At 42.7% G+C, this 21,328-nt stretch carries 16 protein-coding genes; 8 read left to right on the top strand and 8 right to left on the bottom strand.

The window, feature by feature from the left end; all coding sequences use genetic code 11:
• The first annotated feature begins 15 nt into the window (after positions 1–15).
• Entirely contained in the window at positions 16–1,407 is a 1,392-nt protein-coding gene (locus tag ACX3PU_RS05175) for an alpha-amylase family glycosyl hydrolase (RefSeq protein ID WP_459083857.1), read from the top strand.
• A complete protein-coding gene (locus ACX3PU_RS05170; protein ID WP_459083856.1) occupies positions 1,404–1,961 on the top strand; it encodes a 3'-5' exonuclease in 558 nt (185 codons plus the stop codon). Before ACX3PU_RS05175 ends, ACX3PU_RS05170 begins: the two co-directional genes overlap by 4 nt.
• Positions 1,962–1,966: 5 nt before the next feature.
• On the opposite strand, the gene apaG is transcribed toward ACX3PU_RS05170, so the two are convergent.
• From apaG to glgB, 7 genes are all read right to left on the bottom strand, one after another.
• A complete protein-coding gene (gene apaG / locus ACX3PU_RS05165; protein ID WP_459083855.1) occupies positions 1,967–2,353 on the bottom strand; it encodes a Co2+/Mg2+ efflux protein ApaG in 387 nt (128 codons plus the stop codon).
• A gap of 115 nt (positions 2,354–2,468) precedes the next feature.
• Entirely contained in the window at positions 2,469–3,710 is a 1,242-nt protein-coding gene (gene odhB, locus ACX3PU_RS05160; RefSeq protein ID WP_459083853.1) for a 2-oxoglutarate dehydrogenase complex dihydrolipoyllysine-residue succinyltransferase, read from the bottom strand.
• Positions 3,711–3,770: 60 nt separating this feature from the next.
• Entirely contained in the window at positions 3,771–6,560 is a 2,790-nt protein-coding gene (locus ACX3PU_RS05155; RefSeq protein WP_459083851.1) for a 2-oxoglutarate dehydrogenase E1 component, read from the bottom strand.
• Positions 6,561–6,673: 113 nt separating this feature from the next.
• Positions 6,674–7,711, bottom strand: a complete 1,038-nt coding sequence (locus ACX3PU_RS05150) for an SRPBCC family protein (protein ID WP_459083850.1) — start codon at positions 7,709–7,711, stop codon at positions 6,674–6,676.
• 81 nt (positions 7,712–7,792) lie between these two features.
• A complete protein-coding gene (locus ACX3PU_RS05145) occupies positions 7,793–9,064 on the bottom strand; it encodes a glucose-1-phosphate adenylyltransferase (protein ID WP_459083849.1) in 1,272 nt (423 codons plus the stop codon).
• Between the two features lie 77 nt (positions 9,065–9,141).
• Positions 9,142–10,560: a glycogen synthase gene (locus tag ACX3PU_RS05140; RefSeq protein WP_459083848.1), complete on the bottom strand. Its 1,419-nt coding sequence runs from the start codon at positions 10,558–10,560 to the stop codon at positions 9,142–9,144.
• Positions 10,561–10,639: 79 nt separating this feature from the next.
• Positions 10,640–12,550: a 1,4-alpha-glucan branching protein GlgB gene (glgB, locus tag ACX3PU_RS05135; protein ID WP_459083847.1), complete on the bottom strand. Its 1,911-nt coding sequence runs from the start codon at positions 12,548–12,550 to the stop codon at positions 10,640–10,642.
• A 247-nt stretch (positions 12,551–12,797) separates the two neighbouring features.
• Here glgB and ACX3PU_RS05130 point away from each other — a divergent pair, with 247 nt between their 5' ends.
• The 5 genes from ACX3PU_RS05130 to ACX3PU_RS05110 all read left to right on the top strand — a co-directional run bounded on the left by ACX3PU_RS05130 (position 12,798) and on the right by ACX3PU_RS05110 (position 19,265).
• Positions 12,798–13,754, top strand: a complete 957-nt coding sequence (locus ACX3PU_RS05130) for an ATP-grasp domain-containing protein (RefSeq protein WP_459083845.1) — start codon at positions 12,798–12,800, stop codon at positions 13,752–13,754.
• 19 nt (positions 13,755–13,773) lie between these two features.
• Positions 13,774–14,907, top strand: a complete 1,134-nt coding sequence (locus tag ACX3PU_RS05125) for a carboxylate-amine ligase (RefSeq protein ID WP_459083844.1) — start codon at positions 13,774–13,776, stop codon at positions 14,905–14,907.
• A 20-nt stretch (positions 14,908–14,927) separates the two neighbouring features.
• On the top strand, positions 14,928–15,767 hold the full coding sequence (locus tag ACX3PU_RS05120) for a type 1 glutamine amidotransferase (RefSeq protein WP_459083843.1): 840 nt from the start codon (positions 14,928–14,930) through the stop codon (positions 15,765–15,767).
• 12 nt (positions 15,768–15,779) lie between these two features.
• The gene (locus tag ACX3PU_RS05115; protein WP_459083841.1) at positions 15,780–16,961 is read left to right on the top strand and encodes a hypothetical protein; all 1,182 of its coding nucleotides are present in this window, start codon (positions 15,780–15,782) and stop codon (positions 16,959–16,961) included.
• A gap of 63 nt (positions 16,962–17,024) precedes the next feature.
• Positions 17,025–19,265, top strand: coding sequence for an FUSC family protein (locus ACX3PU_RS05110; protein ID WP_459083840.1), 2,241 nt, complete (start codon positions 17,025–17,027; stop codon positions 19,263–19,265).
• Here the strand turns inward: ACX3PU_RS05110 and ACX3PU_RS05105 are convergent.
• On the bottom strand, positions 19,262–19,921 hold the full coding sequence (locus ACX3PU_RS05105) for a 4'-phosphopantetheinyl transferase family protein (RefSeq protein ID WP_459083839.1): 660 nt from the start codon (positions 19,919–19,921) through the stop codon (positions 19,262–19,264). The two genes, ACX3PU_RS05110 and ACX3PU_RS05105, sit on opposite strands and share 4 nt — an antisense overlap.
• A 51-nt stretch (positions 19,922–19,972) precedes the next feature.
• Between ACX3PU_RS05105 and ahcY the strand changes: the two genes are divergently transcribed.
• Positions 19,973–21,286: an adenosylhomocysteinase gene (ahcY, locus tag ACX3PU_RS05100; RefSeq protein ID WP_459083838.1), complete on the top strand. Its 1,314-nt coding sequence runs from the start codon at positions 19,973–19,975 to the stop codon at positions 21,284–21,286.
• Positions 21,287–21,328 lie beyond the last annotated feature (42 nt).

Here is a 21,328-nt window from a genome sequence, read left to right as displayed (position 1 = left end):
CATAATTCCAAACCGATGAGATGTTTTCGCTCTTTTGTTAGCCTTTCCCTTTTCCTCTGTCTAACGCTAATTGCCGCCCAAAAAAGGGCACCCAACTACCAGCCTAAACCCTATGTAGAGCTAAACACTCCTTCGTGGGTTAAAAACGCTACACTGTACGAACTCAACGTAAGACAATTCTCGAAAGAAGGCAATTTTAAAGCGGTTCAAAAAGCACTGCCCGAGTTAAAAGCAATGGGTATTGACATTCTTTGGCTCATGCCGATTCACCCTATTGGAGAAAAAAACCGCAAAGGAACCTTAGGGAGCTACTATTCGGTGAAAGACTATTACGGAGTCAATCCCGAGTTTGGAACCAAAGAAGATTTCAAAGAATTGGTCGAGGCCATTCATGCCCAAGGAATGCATGTCATTCTCGATTGGGTGGCAAACCACAGCAGTTGGGACAATGCTCTTGTGACGGACCACCCGGATTGGTATTTGCGCAATTCTAGGGGAGAGTTTCAGCCTACACCTTGGCGAGATTATGACGATATAATTGATTTTGATTATTCAAAACCTGCTTTAAGAGAATACATGACTAAAGCCCTTGCCTACTGGGTCGAGGAGTTTGATATCGACGGCTATCGATGTGACATGGCTAGTTTCGTTCCTCTTGAGTTTTGGGAAAATGCAAGAGCAGAACTAGAAGAAATAAAGCCGGTATTTCTTCTCGCGGAAGCGCAGGACAAGGAGCTCCATCGCCATGCGTTTGATGCCACCTACGCATGGGAGCTCTACAATGTACTTCATCAGATTGCAACCAAGCATACGCCTATCTTTCCGCTCACGGAAGGGTATATTGCAGAACATGTGTCTATCTTTCCCAGAGAAGCCATCCGACTTCAATTCACGGACAACCACGACAAAAATTCATGGGAAGGCAATCAAAACCTCAATTTCAAAAAAGCACTTAAAGCATCGATGGTGCTCATGACCACCCTCGATGGAATGCCCCTAGTTTATAATGGACAAGAAGCAGGACTTTCTCGTTCTCTTGATTTTTTTGAGAAAGATCCGATCTCGTGGCAAGCGCATGAGAACCGCGCTATTTACACCACGCTATTTCGATTGAAACATCAAAACCAAGCCTTATGGAATGGCAAATGGGGCGGAGAAATGCAGCGCATTACCAACTCAAAAAAAGACCACGTACTTAGTTTTGTCCGAGAAAAAAACGGAGACAAAGTCCTTACAGTTGTAAATCTAAGCCCTACAGCTCAAAATTTCACGTTAGATCTACGCGAGCATAGCGGAGAGTACGAAAATGTGTTTGAGGGCAAAAAACAAACCCTAAGGCCTAACCAAAGCCTAGTTTTAGAACCTTGGGCCTATGTAGTGCTCAGTCAAATAAACTCGAAGCCATGATTGATTTTTGCGCCATCGATTTTGAAACGGCGACCCATGAAAGAAGTTCCGCTTGTGAGCTTGGGGTCACCGTAGTGGAACAAGGAAAAATTGTACACACCAAAACCTGGCTTATTAAACCGCCCAGTTTTCCGTATTTCCATCCCCGTAACATTGAAGTGCATGGAATTGAGCCTCATGACGTCGCACACGCTCCAACCTTTGCAGAGATCTGGGATGAGATATACGACCTGCTTTATGGAAACCTTATTCTAGCGCACAATGCGGGCTTTGATGCAGGCGTATTAAGAGCGAGTCTAGAACACTACGGTCTCTTTACTCCCAAATTAAATTACCTATGTTCCATTCAAGTGGCCAAACGTTCATGGAAAGGTTTAGCAAGTTATAGTTTAAAGAATTTAGCCCTTGCACATCAGTTGGAGTTTAAACACCACCGTGCGGGCGAGGATGCTGAAGTTTGCGCTAAATTAGCGCTGCTCGGCTTTGAGAGACTTATCATTACCTCGACCGAGGAAATCCTGCCTGTGTTTCAAAAGCAGATTAAAAAGCTTTAGCTCTTTTAATTGCACAGAACCAAGGAATGCAATTTGAACTTTGGAATTTCGACGTGGATAAGTTCCTGAGTGAGTAAGTTTCGAAATTGATACTCACCTGTCATATACCCTACACCAGAGCTTAAGAGTACATTGGAAAAATAGTCAAAATCATGCCCTGGTAAAATTACAGGCGTAAGTCCGATGACCCCTTCTCCTTTCACCTCGGTAAATCCGAAACCTAAATCGTAAATCAACCATTCCCTTCTTAGCAATTGAATGGGAATTTTGCTCAGATTTTCGATGGTAATATCGTACCGAAAAACAAATCGATTCTCGAGTGGATAGCTGTTTTTGCTGTCGTATACAGGGCGCGCGGTTACCTTAATATTGAAACTCGTTTTAGACTCCATGCCAGGTTTTTGTTCAATGGCTGCAAAAAGGTTGCCTAAGTCGATATCGAACCCAAAAAAAATCCTACAAACTAATTAGCTGCAGGATTTTCTATTTATTAAAAAAAAGGAAAAATTAGAGTTCTAGTCCTTTGCGTTCGTCTCCGCCGAGTAGGAATTCCAACGGATTGTCAATGGCTTCTTTCACCGCCACAAGGAACCCTACGGACTCTTTTCCATCAATGATACGGTGGTCGTAAGACATTGCCAGGTACATCATCGGACGAATTTCCACTTGTCCGTTAATGGCAACAGGTCTTTGAAGTATGTTGTGCATTCCTAAGATCGCAGATTGAGGTGGGTTAATAATTGGTGTCGAAAGCATCGATCCAAATACACCTCCATTGGTAATGGTAAAAGTACCTCCTGTCATTTCGTCTACACTAATGCTTCCTTCACGTACTTTGTCTGCAAGAGATTTAATGTTTGCCTCTACGCCTCTAAAACTCATGTTCTCTGCATTTCTTAGTACAGGGACCATCAGTCCTTTTGGACCTGAAACGGCAATCGAAATGTCTGCAAAATCGTAATTGATTTTGTAATCTCCGTCGATCGAAGCGTTCACGTCAGGATACATTTCTAAGGCTCTTGTAACTGCTTTCGTAAAGAAAGACATGAATCCAAGTCCTATACCATGCTTCGCTGTGAATTCTTCTTTGTGCGCTTTGCGAATTCTAAAAATTTCAGACATGTCTACTTCGTTAAAAGTAGTTAGCATTGCGGTTTCATTCTTCACAGAAACGAGTCTACTAGCCACTTTTCTTCTAAGCATAGAGAGTTTCGTCGTGGTCATTTCTCTTGAACCTGAAGTTGCGGATACAGCTCCAAAAGAAGGGTTTGCGTTTACCGCATCTTCTTTTGTAATTCTAGCATCACGTCCAGTTCCAGATACTGTAGAGGGGTCAATTCCCTTTTCGTCTAGTACTTTTTTAGCGGCCGGAGAAGGCGTACCTGCTGCGTAAGAATCCGATTTAGGTGCTTCTTGTTTCGGTGCTGCGGGTGCCGGAGCTTCTTGTTTTGGTGCCTCCGCTTTTGGTGCTTCTGCTTTTGGAGCCTCTGCACCTGCCTGCGGTTTTTGTCCCGATCGGTCGATAAGACATACCACTTGACCCACTTCTACCAAATCACCTTCTTCTGCTTTCAAGGTAATAATCCCACTTTCCTCTGCAGGAAGTTCTAGGGTCGCTTTGTCAGAATCTACTTCGGCAATTGGCTGGTCTTTTTCTACGTAGTCACCGTCTTTCACTAACCAGGTTGCAATTTCAACCTCTGTAATGGATTCGCCCGGTGAAGGAACTTTCATTTCTAGAATTGACATATTTGAATGTTTTTTTTCGTTAATTATTTTATTGATTTTCTAAAGACGGTACTTTTTAATTTAAGCCGAAGTAAACACGCGCTGAAGGATATCGGCTTGGTTATTGTCGTACATCTTATGGCTACCCGGTGCAGGCGATCCACTTGCAATCGGAGCGACCACTTCAATATTTTCCTTGCGGAAATTTCGAAGAATGTAAGACCATGCTCCCATGTTCTCTGGTTCTTCCTGAGCCCAAACAAGCTCTGTTCTTGAGCTATATTTCTGAAGAATTTCTTGCATTTTATCCTCTTGAATTGGGTAAATCTGTTCCAAACGAACAATCGCAACATCCTCTCTTCCGAGTTCTTCTTGTTTAGCCAAAAGCTCGAAGTATAGTTTTCCACTGCAAAGCACTACTTTTTTCACCTTCTCGGCTTTCGCGATCGGATCGTCTAAAATAGGCTGGAATCCACCTTGCGCAAAATCTTCTAATTTCGAAACCACTTTCGGGTGACGTAACAGAGATTTTGGAGACATGACAATTAAAGGCTTTCTAAAGTTCCACTTTAATTGACGTCTTAATAAGTGGAAGAAATTGGCAGGTGAAGTAATGTTGGCGACCACCATGTTTTCATTCGCAGCCAATCCTAAGAATCTCTCAAGTCTTGCAGAGGAATGCTCCGCCCCTTGGCCTTCGGATCCGTGTGGAAGTAACATCACGAGGCCGTTTTGTGTTTTCCACTTTTCTTCAGCCGCCGCTAAATACTGGTCAATAATAATTTGGGCACCGTTGACAAAGTCACCAAACTGCGCCTCCCAAATGGTAAGGGTGTTTGGAGAAGCCATGGCATATCCGTAATCAAATCCTAGAACTCCGTACTCAGAAAGGTGGGAATTGTAGATTTGGAAGGAGGTATCTCCTAAATGATCTAACGGGATGTATTCTTCTTCCGTGTCCTCTGTTTTTACGATTGCATGACGGTGCGAGAAAGTTCCTCTCTCTACGTCTTCCCCTGAAATTCGAATGTCATGGCCTTCGTTAAGTAAGGTTGCATAGGCAAGCCACTCTCCCATCGCCCAATCTAAGGAATCCGTTTCAATCATCTTAAGTCGCTGATCAAAAAGACGCGTAATTTTCTTAATGAAATTTTTATCTTTCGGAAGACTTACCATTTTTACGGCTAAGTCTTTTAAAGTCTCTAAATTAAAACTGGTATTCACCGGCTCTTGTAGACCCCCTCTTTTCCCCAGAGGGAATTTTTTCCAAGCTTCGCTCATGAAAATGTCCATGACGTTCTTCTCGATTTGTTTTGAGGCATCAAAATCCTCATCAAGTAGGGCTTTAAAGTCCGTTTCCATCGCTTTAAGTACCTCTTCCGAAACCACATTTTCTTTCACAAGTTGAGTCTTGTAAATTTCACGTGGATTGGGGTGTTTTGAGATGGCCTTATAGAGATTCGGTTGGGTGAAACGAGGTTCATCCCCTTCGTTATGTCCGTATTTACGGTATCCTAGTAAGTCAATGTATACATCTTTTCCAAATTTCGCTCTAAATTCTGCCGCAAAGCGAATGGCATGCACGACCGATTCCACATTGTCTGCATTGACATGCATCACCGGGGAACTCGTTACTTTCGCAATGTCCGTACAGTAGTTGGACGATCTGGCATCCACATAGTTCGTGGTGAAGGAAACTTGGTTATTCACGACAATATGAACACTTCCTCCTGTCTTGTATCCTTCAAGTGACATCATCTGTGCAACTTCGTATACGATTCCTTGCGCGGCAATCGCACCGTCTCCATGAATTACGATAGGAAGTACTTTGGAGAAATCGCCCCCGTACAAATGATCCACTTTCGCACGGCAAATACCCATGACAAGGGATCCTACAGTTTCAAGGTGGGACGGGTTTGGAGTTAGGTTAATGGAAACCTCTTCTCCGTTTGCCGTCACAATTCGTTTGGACGAACCTAAATGGTATTTTACGTCTCCTGAAAAAACATCCTCTTCAAATTCTTTTCCTTCAAATTCAGAAAAGATTTGTTTGTAGGATTTTCCAAATATATTCGTGAGTACATTTAATCTTCCTCGGTGAGCCATCCCTAGTACGACTTCGTCCACACCGAGTTGAGAGGAACGTGTAATGAGTTGATCTAAAGCAGGAATTAGAGATTCTCCTCCTTCTAAGGAAAACCTTTTTTGCCCTACGAATTTCGTGTGAAGGTAATTCTCGAAGGCAACTGCTTGGTTTAATTTTTGCAAAATTTCGACCTTTTCGTCCGCAGAAAGCGTCGGATGGTTTTCATTGACTTGCAACCATTGTTGAACAAAGCTCTTTTCCTCTACATTGTCTAAATGCATATACTCCACTCCGATGGAATCGCAGTAAATTTTCTGTAAATGCGTAAGAATGTCTTGAAGAGTGGCTGCGCTAGGCATCCCGGTTTGGGTGGCGCAATTAAACTTTAAAGACAAATCCCCCTGGCTAAGGCCAAAGTTCTCAATCGCTAAAGTCGGCTCAAAATGGCGACGTTCACGAATGGGGTTGGTTTGTGTAAAAAGATGCCCTCGTAATCGGTACGCATTTATCAAATCCAAAACCTTAAATTCTTTGACAATTTCTTCAGGAATTTCTCCCTGACCCACCGCCGGATTTGAACTTACAGCTCTTTGAGTCGTATTAAGTGAGGAGGAACTAGAAACTACCGGGGGCCCATCTTCCCCATAATTCTCTAAGGCAAAGTCAAAACCTTGAAAAAAGGCCTTCCAAGAAGGCTCCAAAGAATCCGGGTATTTTAAATATTTTTGGTACAAATCCTCAATGAGTTGAGAATGTGCTGCGTTTAGAAAGGAAAATCGATCCATTATTTACAGTTTCTGTTCAATAAAAATGTTAGTTTACAAATTTAATAAATTTCTATGACCCAAAGGGAATGAAAGCGCTAAAATAATTATGCGTGAATTCCCATTTTTTCGCCTTAGCGAAAAACGGGTAGTGACAATTTTAAATTCACCTCTGCGTTTTCTTTCGGCGCTTGAAAAAATCGCTGCGAGAGTTCCCCATAACGAAGGGAGTCTGCCTTTGCTTTTGCCACTAATTTCGCCACAGCCCTTTGTCTTTTTTCAAAAGGTCCTTTGTAATAAAGCACATAGGTTTTCGCGGCATTAAGCGTTTTAAAACTAAAACTATTGTCGGAAAGCGCACTGCGTTTTGACACCGGAAACCCATAAAAGTACGAGACTTCGCTCGATTTTGTATTCTGAGCCTGCGAAACTAAGATTGGAAAGCCAAATTCTTCCTCGTCTTTGCCCAAATCGGTAGTAATGTAATTAAAGACTTTGTTGTGATTCAAAACAATGTTTTTAAACAGGGCGTCGCCATGGTTGGAAGTACTCACGTTGACGCCCACCAATAAGGCTCCCTGCTGCTCCTCTACCATAAGAGAATCGTAGGTGATTTTGGAGAGCAATTGGTCCCTATCTACGCGATTACTCAAAACCGAAGAAAGCGTCAGTACGCTTTGGTCCACGATCTTTCTAAATTCTTCTTCGTTCCATCGGCTAAGTGAACTTTTAAAAACAGACCGACTCGGGGTCTTGACGCTCCAACGAATTTTGGTTTGATTTGGACCCAATTCTTTGAACTTTAAATCGATCAGATAGGGAAGACTCTCCGTCCCTTCAAAAAGTTGGTAGCGAAGGGTGGAATTGGGATTTTCGTAACGAAGAAACATTTCCATCGTATGGTTGTTTTTCGGATCAAAATAATGAAGCGAGGCGCCTTTCCCCTCGTAAGGACGAAAAAAATGAATCTGTGAGGACTCTGAGCCTTTTACTAAAACGTTCCATCTTGCAAATTGCTTTAAGTCTCGAAACATCGGAAACACTTTCTCAAGGGGATAGTCGACATTTTTTTCAATCGTATACTGTGTGCTGCCTTTCTCAAAAAGAAGAGACAGGCCGTATCCTAGCAAAATAAGAGCCGCAAAAATAAAGGCAAATCGAATCCAACGCATGGGCAAAAATAACAATTCGCTAGCGAGTGAGCAACTCCTGCCCCCCGCTAACGAAAAATAATTGTGTAACTAATTTTTAAATCAACCAATCTGAGTTCCTTCTGGAATCACAGCACCTTTCTTAATCACCACAACACCGTCTTTAATGGAATGCGTATGAAAATCTCCGTCTTGGAGGTGCTTCCCTCCAATGATCTTCACGTGGTTACCAATGCGCGCATTTTTATCAATGATCGCGCGGTCTATATAGCAGTATTTTCCAATGCCAAGATTGGGTTCACCCGTGCGGTCATTTTCTACAATATCCATCGTAGATTGGTAAAAATCCGATCCCATCATATAGGAATTTAGAACCGTACTTCCCTTGTCGACTCTTGTTCGGTTTCCAATGACGGAATTCTCAATCTTATCGGCCATAATAATGCACCCATCCGCAAAGACAGCGCGCTGCACATAGGAGCCTAAAATTTTGGTAGGTGGTAGCATTCTCGCTCTTGAATAAATCGGTTTGCTACTAAAGAGATTGAATTTTGGAAAATCCTGTGCGAGATCAATGTTGGCCTCGTAGAAAGATTCAATGGTACCTATGTCGGTCCAATACCCGTCATATTGAAAACTAAGGGTTTTGTATCCCTTTGCAATGGCATTCGGTATTAAGTCCTTTCCAAAATCATCGCCGGGATCCTCTTCAAACATTTTTCTAATAATGCCTTTGTTGAAGACATAGATCCCCATCGAGGCTAAATAATGGTTTCCTTTGTTTTTATTTTGTTCAGAGACTTCGCTTCTCCATTCGGACAGTTCCTCCTCACTGGGTTTCTCTACAAACGAATCAATGGCACTATCCTCATTAGATTTTAAAATTCCAAAACCAGGCGCATCTTTTGCGTTCACCGGTATGGTTGCAATTGTAATGTCTCCTTTTTGTGCGATATGAAAATCAATCATCTCTCTAAAATCCATTTGATACAGCTGATCTCCGGAAAGAATGAGCACGTAATCAAAATCGTACTTTTCCAGGTGCCGCATACTTTGACGCACCGCATCGGCGGTGCCCTGAAACCACTCTTCGCTATCCATATTTTGTTCCGCCGCCAGAATATCCACAAAACCTCGACTAAAGATATCGAAGTGATAGGAATTCTTAATATGAGAGTTTAAGGAGGCCGAATTAAATTGAGTAAGCACCATAATTCGGTTAAATCCCGAATTCAAACAATTGGAAATCGGAATGTCCACGAGACGGTATTTCCCTGCGATAGGAACGGCAGGCTTACTTCTGGATTGCGTCAATGGAAAGAGGCGACTTCCGCGCCCACCGCCCAAAACAATGGAAATTACATTCGGTTTCATAGGGTATACTTTTGTGTAAAGGTTTTAAAAAACTTGGGTGTCGTTTGTGCTCGTAAAAATCCACAATTAATTGCATTTTACGCTTCAAATTTCTGATATAAAGTTACATAATTATGTGCGGAACGCTCCCATGAAAAATCAAAATTCATGTTTGCGTAAACCAGCAACTCCATCGTTCGAGAATCTTGGTAGAGACTTAAGGCTCTCATCATCGCATCCACACAGGCCTCTGCGCTCGCATAAGTGAAATTCAATCCTGCTCCTCCTGTACTCACGTCCTGAACGGTATCTTTTAACCCCCCGGTGTAGCGAACAATCGGTACGGTACCGTAGCGCATTGCGTACATTTGATTCAGCCCACAGGGTTCTACTCTTGAGGGCATGAGCAGGAAATCACAAGACGCATAAATTTGATGGGAAAGTCCTTCATTGTACCCAAGTCCAAGAGCCAAATTAGAAAACTTCTCATTTAACTCTGCAAGGGAATGCTCTAAAGCTTTGTCTCCTGAGCCCAATACGATAATATTAAGCGCTCCATACGTTTTCACAATGCTTTCTACGATGATTTCGGGTAGAAAATCCGCTCCTTTTTCACCCGCAAAACGCCCAATGAACCCAAAGAGTGGAAGCTCAGGATTCAGACCAAACTCTTCACAAATTTTGGCTTTGTTTTTTGCTTTGCCTTTAAGGGCATTTTCTTTGGAAAACGTATAAGGCAAATAAGGATCTGTTTGCGAATCCCAAAGCTCCGTATCAATGCCATTGATAATCCCAAACGCTTTGGATTTTTCCGCTCGAATTAAATGCTCTAAGCCTTTAAACTCCGAGAGCAATTCTTCCATATACCCGCTCGAAACCGCATTAAAGGCATGGGCACATTTGATCATGGATGCAAGGGGATTAATTTTCCCATCCCAATCTAAGAGTCCCAAGTGAGATCGGTCGCGAACCAAAGGAAAGTAAGAAAGCATCTCCCAATGCATTTGTCCTTGGTATTCTCCATTGTGAATGGTTCCAAAGGTAAGGACTCCCCGAAGCGCTTCAAATTCAGGGCAGTGCTCCACCATAAAGGGGATAAGACCTGTGTGGTAATCGTGGCAATGCAGTACGTCCACTTTTTCGCCACTTTCACATAAATAATGAAGGGCCGCATGCTGAAATGCTAAAAATTGCTGACTCTCATCCCAATACCCGTAGGGATTCTCTCGGTCCAAAAGACCGGGAATTCGAACAAGGTATAGTTCAAAACCAAGAGTACACTCTTTTTGTTTTAAAACCTCAAAAAAATACCCCTTCTGATTCTGATGAATCCATCCTTCAAAGACCAATTCAAACGCATGGCTGTGGACATAGTCTCGGTTGTACCAGGGCATAATTACGCGGGCCTCTATTCCTGGAATTTTATTTTGGTATTTTGGAAGTGCCCCAACGACATCTCCCAAGCCGCCTACTTTGGCGACTGGGTAACATTCCATTGAAAGATGGTAAATTCTCATACCTTATTTCTTTATAGTTGAATACTGCATGCTTTCACTTTCGAAAAGCAGGGAGAGCCTACTGCTTTATTATTGGCGCTTAAACTTGTTTTAACACGACAGCACTTAAAGGAGGAAGACTAATTTTAAAACTCTCCTTTTGGTTCTTCCAATCGTGGGACTCTACGTTCGAGAACTTCACTTTTTGTCCGCTTCCTCCATATCTAGGATCGTCCGAATTCAGTAAAACCTCCCACGAAGTTCCATAATCTGCTCCCAAACGGTACTCTAGGACATTAGGTTTAAGATTCAAAATCACGAGGATCTGCTCATACTCCTTGGTTTCTGAGAACGTTTTCCTAAGATAAGCAAAAACTGAATTCTCAAGATCGTCTGCCTCTACCCATTCAAAGCCCTCAGGACTAAACTGCGCTTCGAAGAGCGCTCTTTGACTCCTGTACAGCATATTTAAATCCTTCACGAGAAACTGAAGCCCCTGATGAACCTTGTGCTCTAACAAGGACCAATCTAAACTTTGGGAAAAATCCCACTCACTCGTTTGCCCAAATTCTCCACCCATAAAAAGTAGTTTTGCACCCGGATGCGTAAACATATAGGTGTAGAGCGCCCTTAGGTTTGCAAACTTTTGCCATTCGTCTCCCGGCATTTTGTAGATCAGGGGACTTTTTCCGTGCACCACCTCATCGTGCGAAAGGGGCATCATGTACCTTTCGTTGTCCTTATAGACACTTGAAAAAGTAAGTTTATGATGCAATTCTTTTCGAGCGAAAAACTCACTCGAAAAATAGCTAAGTGTATCGTGCATCCATCCCATCATCCATTTCATATGAAAGCCTACGCCTCCCTCTGAAACCGGTTTTGTGAGCTGAGGAAAATCGGAACTTTCTTCTGCTATTGTAAGGGTGTGGGGAAAATACGCTCCCACAGCCGTATTAAATTCTTCTAAAAAGGTTTTGGCCTCTAAATTCACATTGCCTCCGTGCTCGTTGGGTATCCACTCACCCTCTTCTCTTGCATAATCCAAGTAAAGCATGGAAGTGACCGCATCCACGCGAAGTCCATCTACATGGTACCGATCTAGCCAAAACAGGGCATTGGAAATCAAAAAGGACTTAACCTCAGGTCTTCCGTAATTAAACAAATGAGAATTCCACTGGGGATGAAATCCTTTGCGAGGATCCTCATGTTCGTACAGGTAAGTACCGTCAAAGTAATGAAGTCCATTGGCATCGCCCGGAAAATGGGAAGGCACCCAATCCAAAAGGACTCCGATTCCATTTTGATGCAGCGTTTCAATTAAATGCATTAAATCTTGAGGTGAACCAAAGCGAGAGTTGGCCGCAAAAAAACCCGTGATTTGATAGCCCCAACTCGGTTCGTAAGGGTGCTCCATCACAGGCATAAATTCGACATGGGTAAAGCCCATTTCGAGAATATAGGGTACGAGAGATTCTTCAATCTCTTTATAGCTTAAAAAGCGAGAAGGACTACTGGGATCTCGCTTCCAAGATCCTAAATGCAGTTCATAGACAGAGAGTGGTGCCTTTAGACTGTTTATCTCCCCACGCCTGTCCATCCACGCTTTATCCTTCCATTCGTACCAGGTACTTGAAATCAAGGAAGAGGCCTGTAGATTTTGCTCCCAACTAAGGGCAAAAGGATCGCTTTTTTCTAAGAGTTCTTCTTTCGAGGTCCGAATCGCATACTTATAGAGTGTACCCCAAGAGAGGCCCTCAATAAATCCTTCCCAAATCCCCGATCCATCCCAACGTGGGAAAAGTGCATGGGACTCCGAATGCCACGAATTAAAATTTCCAATGACAGAAACTTTTTTTGCATGGGGCGCCCAAACGGCAAAATAAGTACCTTTTTTGCCCTCGTGCTCAAGGGTATGTGCCCCAAACTTTTCATAAAGGCGATAATGCTTTCCTTGGCGAAAAAGATAAACATCCTCGTCTGAAAATAAAGAATAAACTTTGACTGGTCCCATATCGCTCAAATCGCATTAATAATAAGACTCTAATTTACGAATATATCGCACTTATGGAGACAAAAAAGAAAAAAAGATTTTGGGGATCAAAAAGAAAGTATTTTCTCGATCGTGGCTTGGAAATTAGAAAGAAAATCGGCCAGGCACAGAATTCCCCGAATTCGACTTTGCCAAACAAGGGAAAAGCAATACCTTAGCTTTACACGAACCTTTAGGGCTCCGCACGGGTCCCATTAGAGCACAAAGAATGAAGAAAATAGGAATATTGTTTGGGATGGAAGATTCTTTCCCCTGGGCATTTCTCGAGCGAATCAAAACACTTTCCAAGGGGGAAGTCCTTGCCGAACCTGTAAAAATAGACCAGTTAGAACAAGGAAAGGACTATGGCTACAGCGTCATTGTAGATCGCATTTCCCACGATGTACCCTTCTACAAAGCCTATTTAAAAAATGCAGCTGCCTTAGGCACCTACGTCATCAACAATCCTTTTTGGAGCAGTGCCGATGAAAAATTTTTCAACAATACGCTTATGACCACTCTCTCTATTCCTGTGCCTAAAACCATGCTGCTCCCCTCCCACAAAAGACCGGTAAACACCTCAGAAACCTCCTTTCGGAATTTATCCTATCCTCTAGATTGGGAGAGCATTTTCAATCGCATTGGCTTTCCTTGCTACTTAAAACCCCATGATGGCGGGGGTTGGAGAAACGTTTATCGCCTGGAATCCAGAGAAGAGTTTTGGACCCTTTATGGCCAAACCGGTGAACTGGTGATGATGCTTCAAGAAGAAATTGAATTTGATTCTTATTTTCGAGTGTATTGTGTAGGGCAAACCTATGTTCACATTATGCCTTACGAACCTAGAAACGAGCCTTCTTCCCGCTATCTAACCCACCAAGTCTTCTCTAAAGACACCCACCCCGAACTTTATGCTCAACTCGTTGATTTAACCTTGCGAATAAATCGAGCTTTAGGGTATGATTTTAACACCGTTGAATTTGCAATCAGGGATGGGATTCCCTATGCCATCGACTTTTGCAACCCCGCACCGGATGCGGATCAAACAAGCGTAGGAGATCAAAACTTTGAGTGGGTTGTGGAGCACGTAGCAAAGTTTGCCCTTGAAAAAGCGAATTTGCATAGGGAAGGAAAACCCTTTATCCCTTGGGGTGAATTTGTGAAGGATTCTTTAAAAGACTTTTAATAACTTTATCGCCCAAAGCATGCATACCTTTACCATTGGCATAGAAGAAGAGTACCAGATCATTGACAAAGAAAGTCGAGATCTGATTTCTCATGTCTCAAAAATCATTGAGGGTGGAAAGGCCACTCTGCAAGAGCACCTAAAACACGAGATGCACGAATCCGTCGTAGAAATGGAAACCGGCATTTGTGAAGGTATAAAACAGGCCAAAGCAGAACTCTACGATTTACGCTATAAGCTTATTAAAACTGCTTACGAACAAGATTTACGAGTTTGCGGAGGCGGAACCCATCCCTTTTCACAATGGCGAGCTAGCACCATTACAAGTCAGGTTCGTTACGATAAGATTGTGGAAGACATGGGCGATGTGGCGCGAAGCAACCTGATTTTCGGGCTGCATGTGCACATCGGTATACCTTCCCGAAGCGAAGGGCTCAAAATCCAAAATGCAATGCGGTACTTTCTACCGCACATTTATGCTCTGTCCACAAGCTCTCCGTTTTGGATTGGCAGAAATACAGGCTTTAAATCCTATCGACAAGAAGTCTTCGCAAAATTTCCCAGAACCGGGATACCCAGTTATTTCCACTCTATCGCAGAACTTGATGAGTACATTGAACTCATGATAAAAACGGGAGCCATCGATAACGCAAAAAAAATATGGTGGGATTTAAGAGTTCATCCCGTTTATCCTACCATTGAATTTCGCATTTGCGATATGCCCCTTCGTGTGGAGGAAACGGTTTGTTTGGCCGCCATCATGCAGGCCCTCACCGTAAAGCTTTACAAACTGCATCAGCAGAATATTACCTTTCGAACCTACCGCCGTCTGCTCATAAGTGAAAACAAATGGCGCGCTGCTAAAGAAGGAATTCACAGCGAACTCATTGACTTTGGGAAGGAATCCGCCGTTCCTTACGAACTGCTTCTAGAGGAACTTTTAGAATTCATCGACGATGTCGTTGATGAACTCGGTTCTAGAGAGGAGGTTGAGTACGCTCGAGAAATTCTCAGGCATGGAACAGGAGCCGATCGAATCTTGCAGGTGTATAAAGAGACAAACGATTTAAAAAAAGTGGTGGATTATATGATTGAAGAAACCCAGATTGGCATTCCCACGCCCCTAGACATCCCCATTTCAAGTACCGAGTAGAACCTTGCAATCCCGTACAGATGAAACCCATAAGAATCGCCCTGCTTGATTTAAACAACCAAATCCCTAACCAAGGGATCAAAAACGTAGTAGACCTCATTCAAAAATTTGAGTTGTCCTGTTCTCGGGAGATTCAAGTAGAAACTTTTGAAGTACGAGTCGAAAAGCAGCTACCTCGCGTAGAGGATTTTGACATCTTCCTCTCTTCAGGTGGACCTGGAAGTCCACATCCAAGTGGAGAAGCTTGGGAGGCTCCTTATTTTCAGTTTTTAGATGAGATTTGGAATCACAACCAAAACCAGAAAACGAAAAAGTTTCTCTTTTTAATTTGCTACTCCTTCCAATTGGCCATTTTGCATTGGGAACTAGGAACGATCAGCAAAAGACATTCTTATGGCTTTGGAATCATGCCTGTACACAAAACAGAAAAGGGAGACAAAGAGCCCCTTTTCGCTTACCTACCTGATCCTTTTTATGCAGTTGATTCCAGAGGCTATCAATTTATTGAACCGAACTACCCTGTTCTAGAAGCACGGGGAGTTGAAATCCTTGCCCTGGAAAAGATTCGTCCCCACGTCGATTTCGAACGCGCTGTGATGGCGGCTCGATTCTCCCCTCATATTGTAGGGACGCAGTTTCATCCAGAAGCCGAGGATAAAGCGATACTCGAGGTTTTAAAGGATCAAGAAAACAGAAAGGCCATGATTGAAAATTTCGGACAGGAAAAATTAGACCTGACTCTTGAGCAGGCACAGGATCCCGATAAAATCAAACTCACCCAAAGCACACTTTTGCCCCAGTTTTTAAGTGATAGTATCAAAGACTTAACGAAAGAATCGGAAAGCCACTACGATTCCTAAACTTGCTGAAAAATGATTGAGCACTTACGAAATAGATTCAATTCCGCCTACAGCAAGGAATCTGAGGCGCGCGTGCTAGAGGAACTTCAACAACGTGCGAAGCAGTCTGCTTCTTTTCGAATTTCGGAAACCCCCATATTTCTACCCCTTTCATTTAAGGACCAATTAAGGTCCACCTGTGAGTCGATCTTAGCTCAGATCAAGCATTTCTCTAAGGAATCGCTCGAGCAGGCGATACCCGAAGAGCTCAAAGTTCCGAATTGCAATTCATTCTCTCATTTTCTGGCCATTGACTTTGCAATCTGTCAAAACAAAAAGGGAGAACTAGAGCCGCAGCTAATTGAGTTGCAAGGATTTCCTTCTTTGCTTTCTTTTCAATACGAGTTAACCGGGGCCTATGAACGCACCTACCCTTTTTTAAAAAGTTTAGAAAAATCCACCGATGTAGAAGATCCTCTTGCTCTTTTAAAATCAGTACTTTTGGGTCCACATGACCCGAGGGAGGTTGTCCTCTTAGAGATGTATCCTGAAAATCAGAAAACGAATATTGATTTTGCTCTTACTCAAAAGCATTTTGGTTTTCCCACGATTTGCATCACGAAAGTAAAGAAAGAAGGAAAAAATTTATTCTATGAAAGCAAGGGCGAGAAAATTCCAATTCGACGTATTTACAACCGCGTGATTTTTGATGAACTTGCTAAGCATAAGGGGTTACCGCTAGAATTTCAATTCCAAGAGGAACTAGACGTAGAATGGGTGACCCACCCCAACTGGTTTTTCATGATTTCTAAAATTTTACTTCCTAGGCTAAGAGATCGCTACATTCCCAAGAGCTACTTTGCTCGTGATTTTCCATCGCACGAATCCCTTTCTGATTTCGTTTTAAAACCCCTTTATTCCTTCGCAGGTGCAGGGGTGAATTTAACGCCCAGCCCAGCAGACCTTTTGGAGATTCGGGATCCTGAAAATTACATTCTGCAGAAAAAAGTAACGTACGCGGATCTTTTCAAAGATTTAGACGGAGGCTTTTCAAAAGCGGAAATCAGGCTCCTGTACCTCTGCCCTTCCCAAGAGGAAAGACCCGTTTTGTGGGATACGCTTGTACGCATGACCAAAAGCCCGATGGCCGGCATGAGCTTTGCCAAAAAAGAGGACTCTTGGATCGGAAGTTCCGCTGCTTTTTTCGAACCTTAAATTCCTTTGAAAAAAGCCGGCAAGAGATTTTTATATAGGATAAATTATCCTTAATTTGCCTAGGTGAACTACAAAGCGGAATTACAAAAATTTTTATTCTCTCAATATCTCTACGCAGGGACAAGAATGGCACTTGCCATCGTTATTCCCAGCCTCATTCTGGCCTACTTTGGTCTCTTGAAAGACTATTTTTTATTCCCACTTGCCACGAGTTTCATCGGCTTTGCAGACCAACCAGGCCCTTTCATCCGTCGTCGAAACTCCCTTATTTTAGCCGTTTTGGCCTTTAGTGTAGCAGCCTTACTTGCCTCTATTTTTAAAAGCCATCCGTCTCTTGCACTCGTCGGAATTGTAATCCTAGGTCTTGCCTTTTCCATTGTGGGCATCTACGGACAGCGACTAATGGCCATTGGGAGTTTATCCCTTGTGGTCTTCTCGATCTTCCTCGATGGACATCTCATTGGGGAGAACCTACTAAAAAGCATCCTCATCTACACCCTAGGCAGTCTATGGTTTGTGCTCGTCTTTCTTGTGATGAGCAAACTTCAACCCTATAAACTCGCGGGGCAAATGATTGGAGAAAACTATTTGCAGCTTGCGGAATACTTGCAAATTAGAGCCAAATTCTACCTTCCTCTTCCCAACTATGAGTCGCTCTATAGCGAGGTCATTACCAAACAGATCGAAATCAAAAATTTGCAGGAGGAAACCCGAGAACTTGTTTTTAAGACCCGAACGATGGTGAACGAATCCACGACCACAAGCCGTGTACTTATGCTTGTTTTCTTAAATTCGATCGATCTCTACGAGAAGCTCTTTACGACAGACCAAAACTACGAGAAGATTCAAAAGCAGTTCCACGATGAAAACATCCTCCCCTACATTCGTCATTATTTAATGGGACTGTCTGAGGAAATAACCAACATTGGACTTGCGCTTCAAAGTGGAATTAAAACCCATCCTATCCACGACATTGAACACGAGCATGATCTGGTGTATAACGCGTATTTCGAGCTGCGAAACCAGAAATTGACCGCCCAGAATCTGTCTCAGTTCATGGCGCTTCGTCTCATTCTAAAACGACTTACAGAATTAAAAGACCAGATCAAAACGATTTATCGAGTTCTTGAACAAGACACCAAAATTGCCAAGAGTTTATCTTCGGGTCTGGATTTAGAGAAATTTGTGCCGAAAGAAGCTCCTTTAAAACTTAGTATTCTAAGGGACAACCTCTCTTTAAAATCGGCTCACTTTCGGCATTCAATTCGTCTTACGGTCGCACTTGTCCTTGGCTATTTAGTCTCTCAATTTTCCTTTCTCGGCATTGGACACTCCTACTGGATTTTAATTACGATTCTTGCGATAATGCGTCCTGCCTATAGCGCCACAAAACACCGAAACCTTCGCAGATTGTACGGCACCATACTCGGAGCCATCACGGCTTATGTTCTTCTTCAGTTTGTGGTATCTCCTGGCGTTTTACTTGCCCTTATGCTAGGATGCATGATTTTATGCTTTGCTCTTTTAAAAGGAAAATATTCATGGGCCGTCTTCTTTATGACGGTGTACATCTTTATTGCCTTTAATTTTTTAAATCCTGGCAATGTAAATGGAATCTTCAAAGACCGTATTTTGGATACGGCCATTGGAGCTTTACTCGTTTTTTTGGTTTCTTATTTTGTTTTGCCTCTTTGGGAGCATACGCAGAATTTAGATTTGATGCAAAAACTAAGTCGCTCCAACAAAGCTTATTTCTCGAACGTAGTCGACGTACTAAAAAAAGGACAAACCAATGTTCACCTCTACAAATTGAGACGAAAGGAGGCTATGATTGACCTTGCAAATCTCTCGGATAATTTTCAGCGAATGCTTTCCGATCCGAAAAAAGAACAGCACAAACTTCAAAAAGTGCATCAATTTGTGACCACCTCACATCTGCTGACGGCCTATACAGCTTCCTTAGCCCAATACGCGGCGCAGGAGCCTCAGTTTTCTGAAATTGATTTTGAGAATTGGCACAAACGAATCGTGTTTGAACTAGAAATGACGGAATGGCTTTTAAAGGGAGATTCTTTAGCCCACGCCCCCACTCCAGTTCAAGATCCTAAACCCCGAGATCCTGTAAAACCCTTACTCGAAAAAAGACAATCTGAAATTCAAGAAAAAGAATTTCACAACCTGAGAGACCCTCAAAAAATCACCTACTTAACGCAGTTAAGCAGCATTCAAGAAATTCTAGAACTTATTTACGACGTTGCGCACGAACAGAAAAAAACGATTGAATTGTATTTGAAAATCAATTAAAACAGCGCATTGGGTTTTAACGGAAAATTCAGCTCGTGGTGCTCTTCAATGATGGCAAAATAATAGTCCTCTATTTTTTGCACCCTTGCTATGTACGAGTCTTTAAAATGCGTATCGAAGACCTCACAGCGAACCTTCGATAAATCCTCAAGGGAAAACGGTTCGACTCGATAGTATTTCTTTAAAGACCAATATTTGGACGGATGCAGCTTGTAAAGCGCTTCTTTAATCACCCAAATCACCGTTAAGAATTCCACTTGAAACTCCCCTCGAGTCCAAGAAATCTCCGAATCGTGCAAAAATTTATGCTCAATTCGTTTGATTTTAGGCATAATCTGTTCAATATCAATCCCTACACGCCTTTGCGATATCGCCAAGGCCGCAAAAGGAAACGAATGGGTGATGGACACAAAAGCATCTTTTGGATCGAGATAAGGCTGTCCTATGCTTTTGTATAAAATGCGATGCCCGGGACGGTTTAATTTTAGCATTTGTCTCACCATTAGGTATTCCAATCGTTTCTTCGGGTGGTAATTCTCTACCTGCTGTTGAGTTTCTCGACCCAGAAGACTAGGAAGATCGAACGCATCGGTAGGTTCATACTTCCAAAAAAGAATTTGAGCATCCTCGGTGGTGAAATCCTGATAAAATGGCATATTTTGCTGCGCGAGATTTAGTTCGTAAATTTGCAAAAAATATTCGAGATAATGAGTACGGAAACTAAATACGTCCCTTACAAAGTTAAGGACATTTCCCTAGCAGAGTGGGGTCGCAAAGAAATTCAATTGGCAGAGGCAGAGATGCCCGGATTAATGGCTCTTCGTAAAGAATACGGTGAGCAGCAGCCTTTAAAAGGAGCTCGCATCGCAGGATGTCTACACATGACCATCCAAACTGCGGTTTTAATTGAGACCCTAGTGGCCTTAGGAGCGGAAGTGACTTGGTCCTCTTGTAATATCTTCTCTACTCAAGACCATGCTGCCGCCGCAATTGCTGCTGCTGGAATTCCTGTTTATGCTTGGAAAGGCCTAAGCGAAGAAGATTTCAACTGGTGTATTGAGCAGACTTTGTTCTTTGGAGAAGACCGCAAACCGTTAAACCTTATTTTGGACGATGGAGGAGATTTAACCAATATGGTTTTCGATCAGTATCCTGAGCTAGCTAAAGGAGTCAAAGGTCTTTCTGAAGAAACGACTACAGGAGTTCATAGACTTTACGAGAGAATGAAAAACGGAACCCTTGTCATGCCCGCCATTAACGTGAACGATTCTGTAACTAAATCTAAATTTGATAACAAATACGGATGTAGAGAATCGGCTGTCGATGCCATTCGTAGAGCGACCGATGTCATGCTTGCCGGAAAACGTGTCGTGGTTTGTGGCTACGGTGACGTAGGAAAAGGAACCGCAGCTTCTTTCCGTGGAGCGGGATCCATTGTGACGGTTACGGAAATCGATCCTATTTGTGCCCTTCAAGCGGCGATGGACGGATACGAAGTGAAAAGACTTGAAACTGTAGCTCCGGTTGCAGACATCGTGATCACCACTACAGGAAACTTCAACATCGTTCGTGAAGAGCACTTTAGAGCCATGAAAGACAAAACCATCGTGTGTAACATTGGTCACTTTGACAATGAATTAGACATGGCTTGGTTAAACAAAAACTACGGACACACAAAATCCACCGTAAAACCTCAAGTAGACATTTATAATGTGGATGGAACTGAGTTAATTCTTTTAGCAGAAGGTCGTTTGGTGAATTTAGGATGTGCCACAGGCCATCCAAGTTTTGTAATGAGCAATTCATTTACAAACCAAACCCTAGCTCAAATTGAACTTTGGCTACATAGCGATCGTTATGGAAACGAGGTTTACATGCTTCCTAAACATCTAGACGAAAAAGTAGCTGCACTCCACCTAGATAAATTAGGAGTAGAACTAGAGACTTTAAGCAAAGAGCAAGCCGATTACATTGGTGTAGAAGTAGAGGGACCCTTCAAACCAGAATACTACCGCTACTAAGATACCTAGGTAACTTTTATAACTTATATAACGAAGCGATTT

The sequence above is a fragment of the Chryseobacterium sp. A301 genome (assembly GCF_054489425.1).
This window is presented reverse-complemented; position numbering and strand designations above follow the sequence as displayed.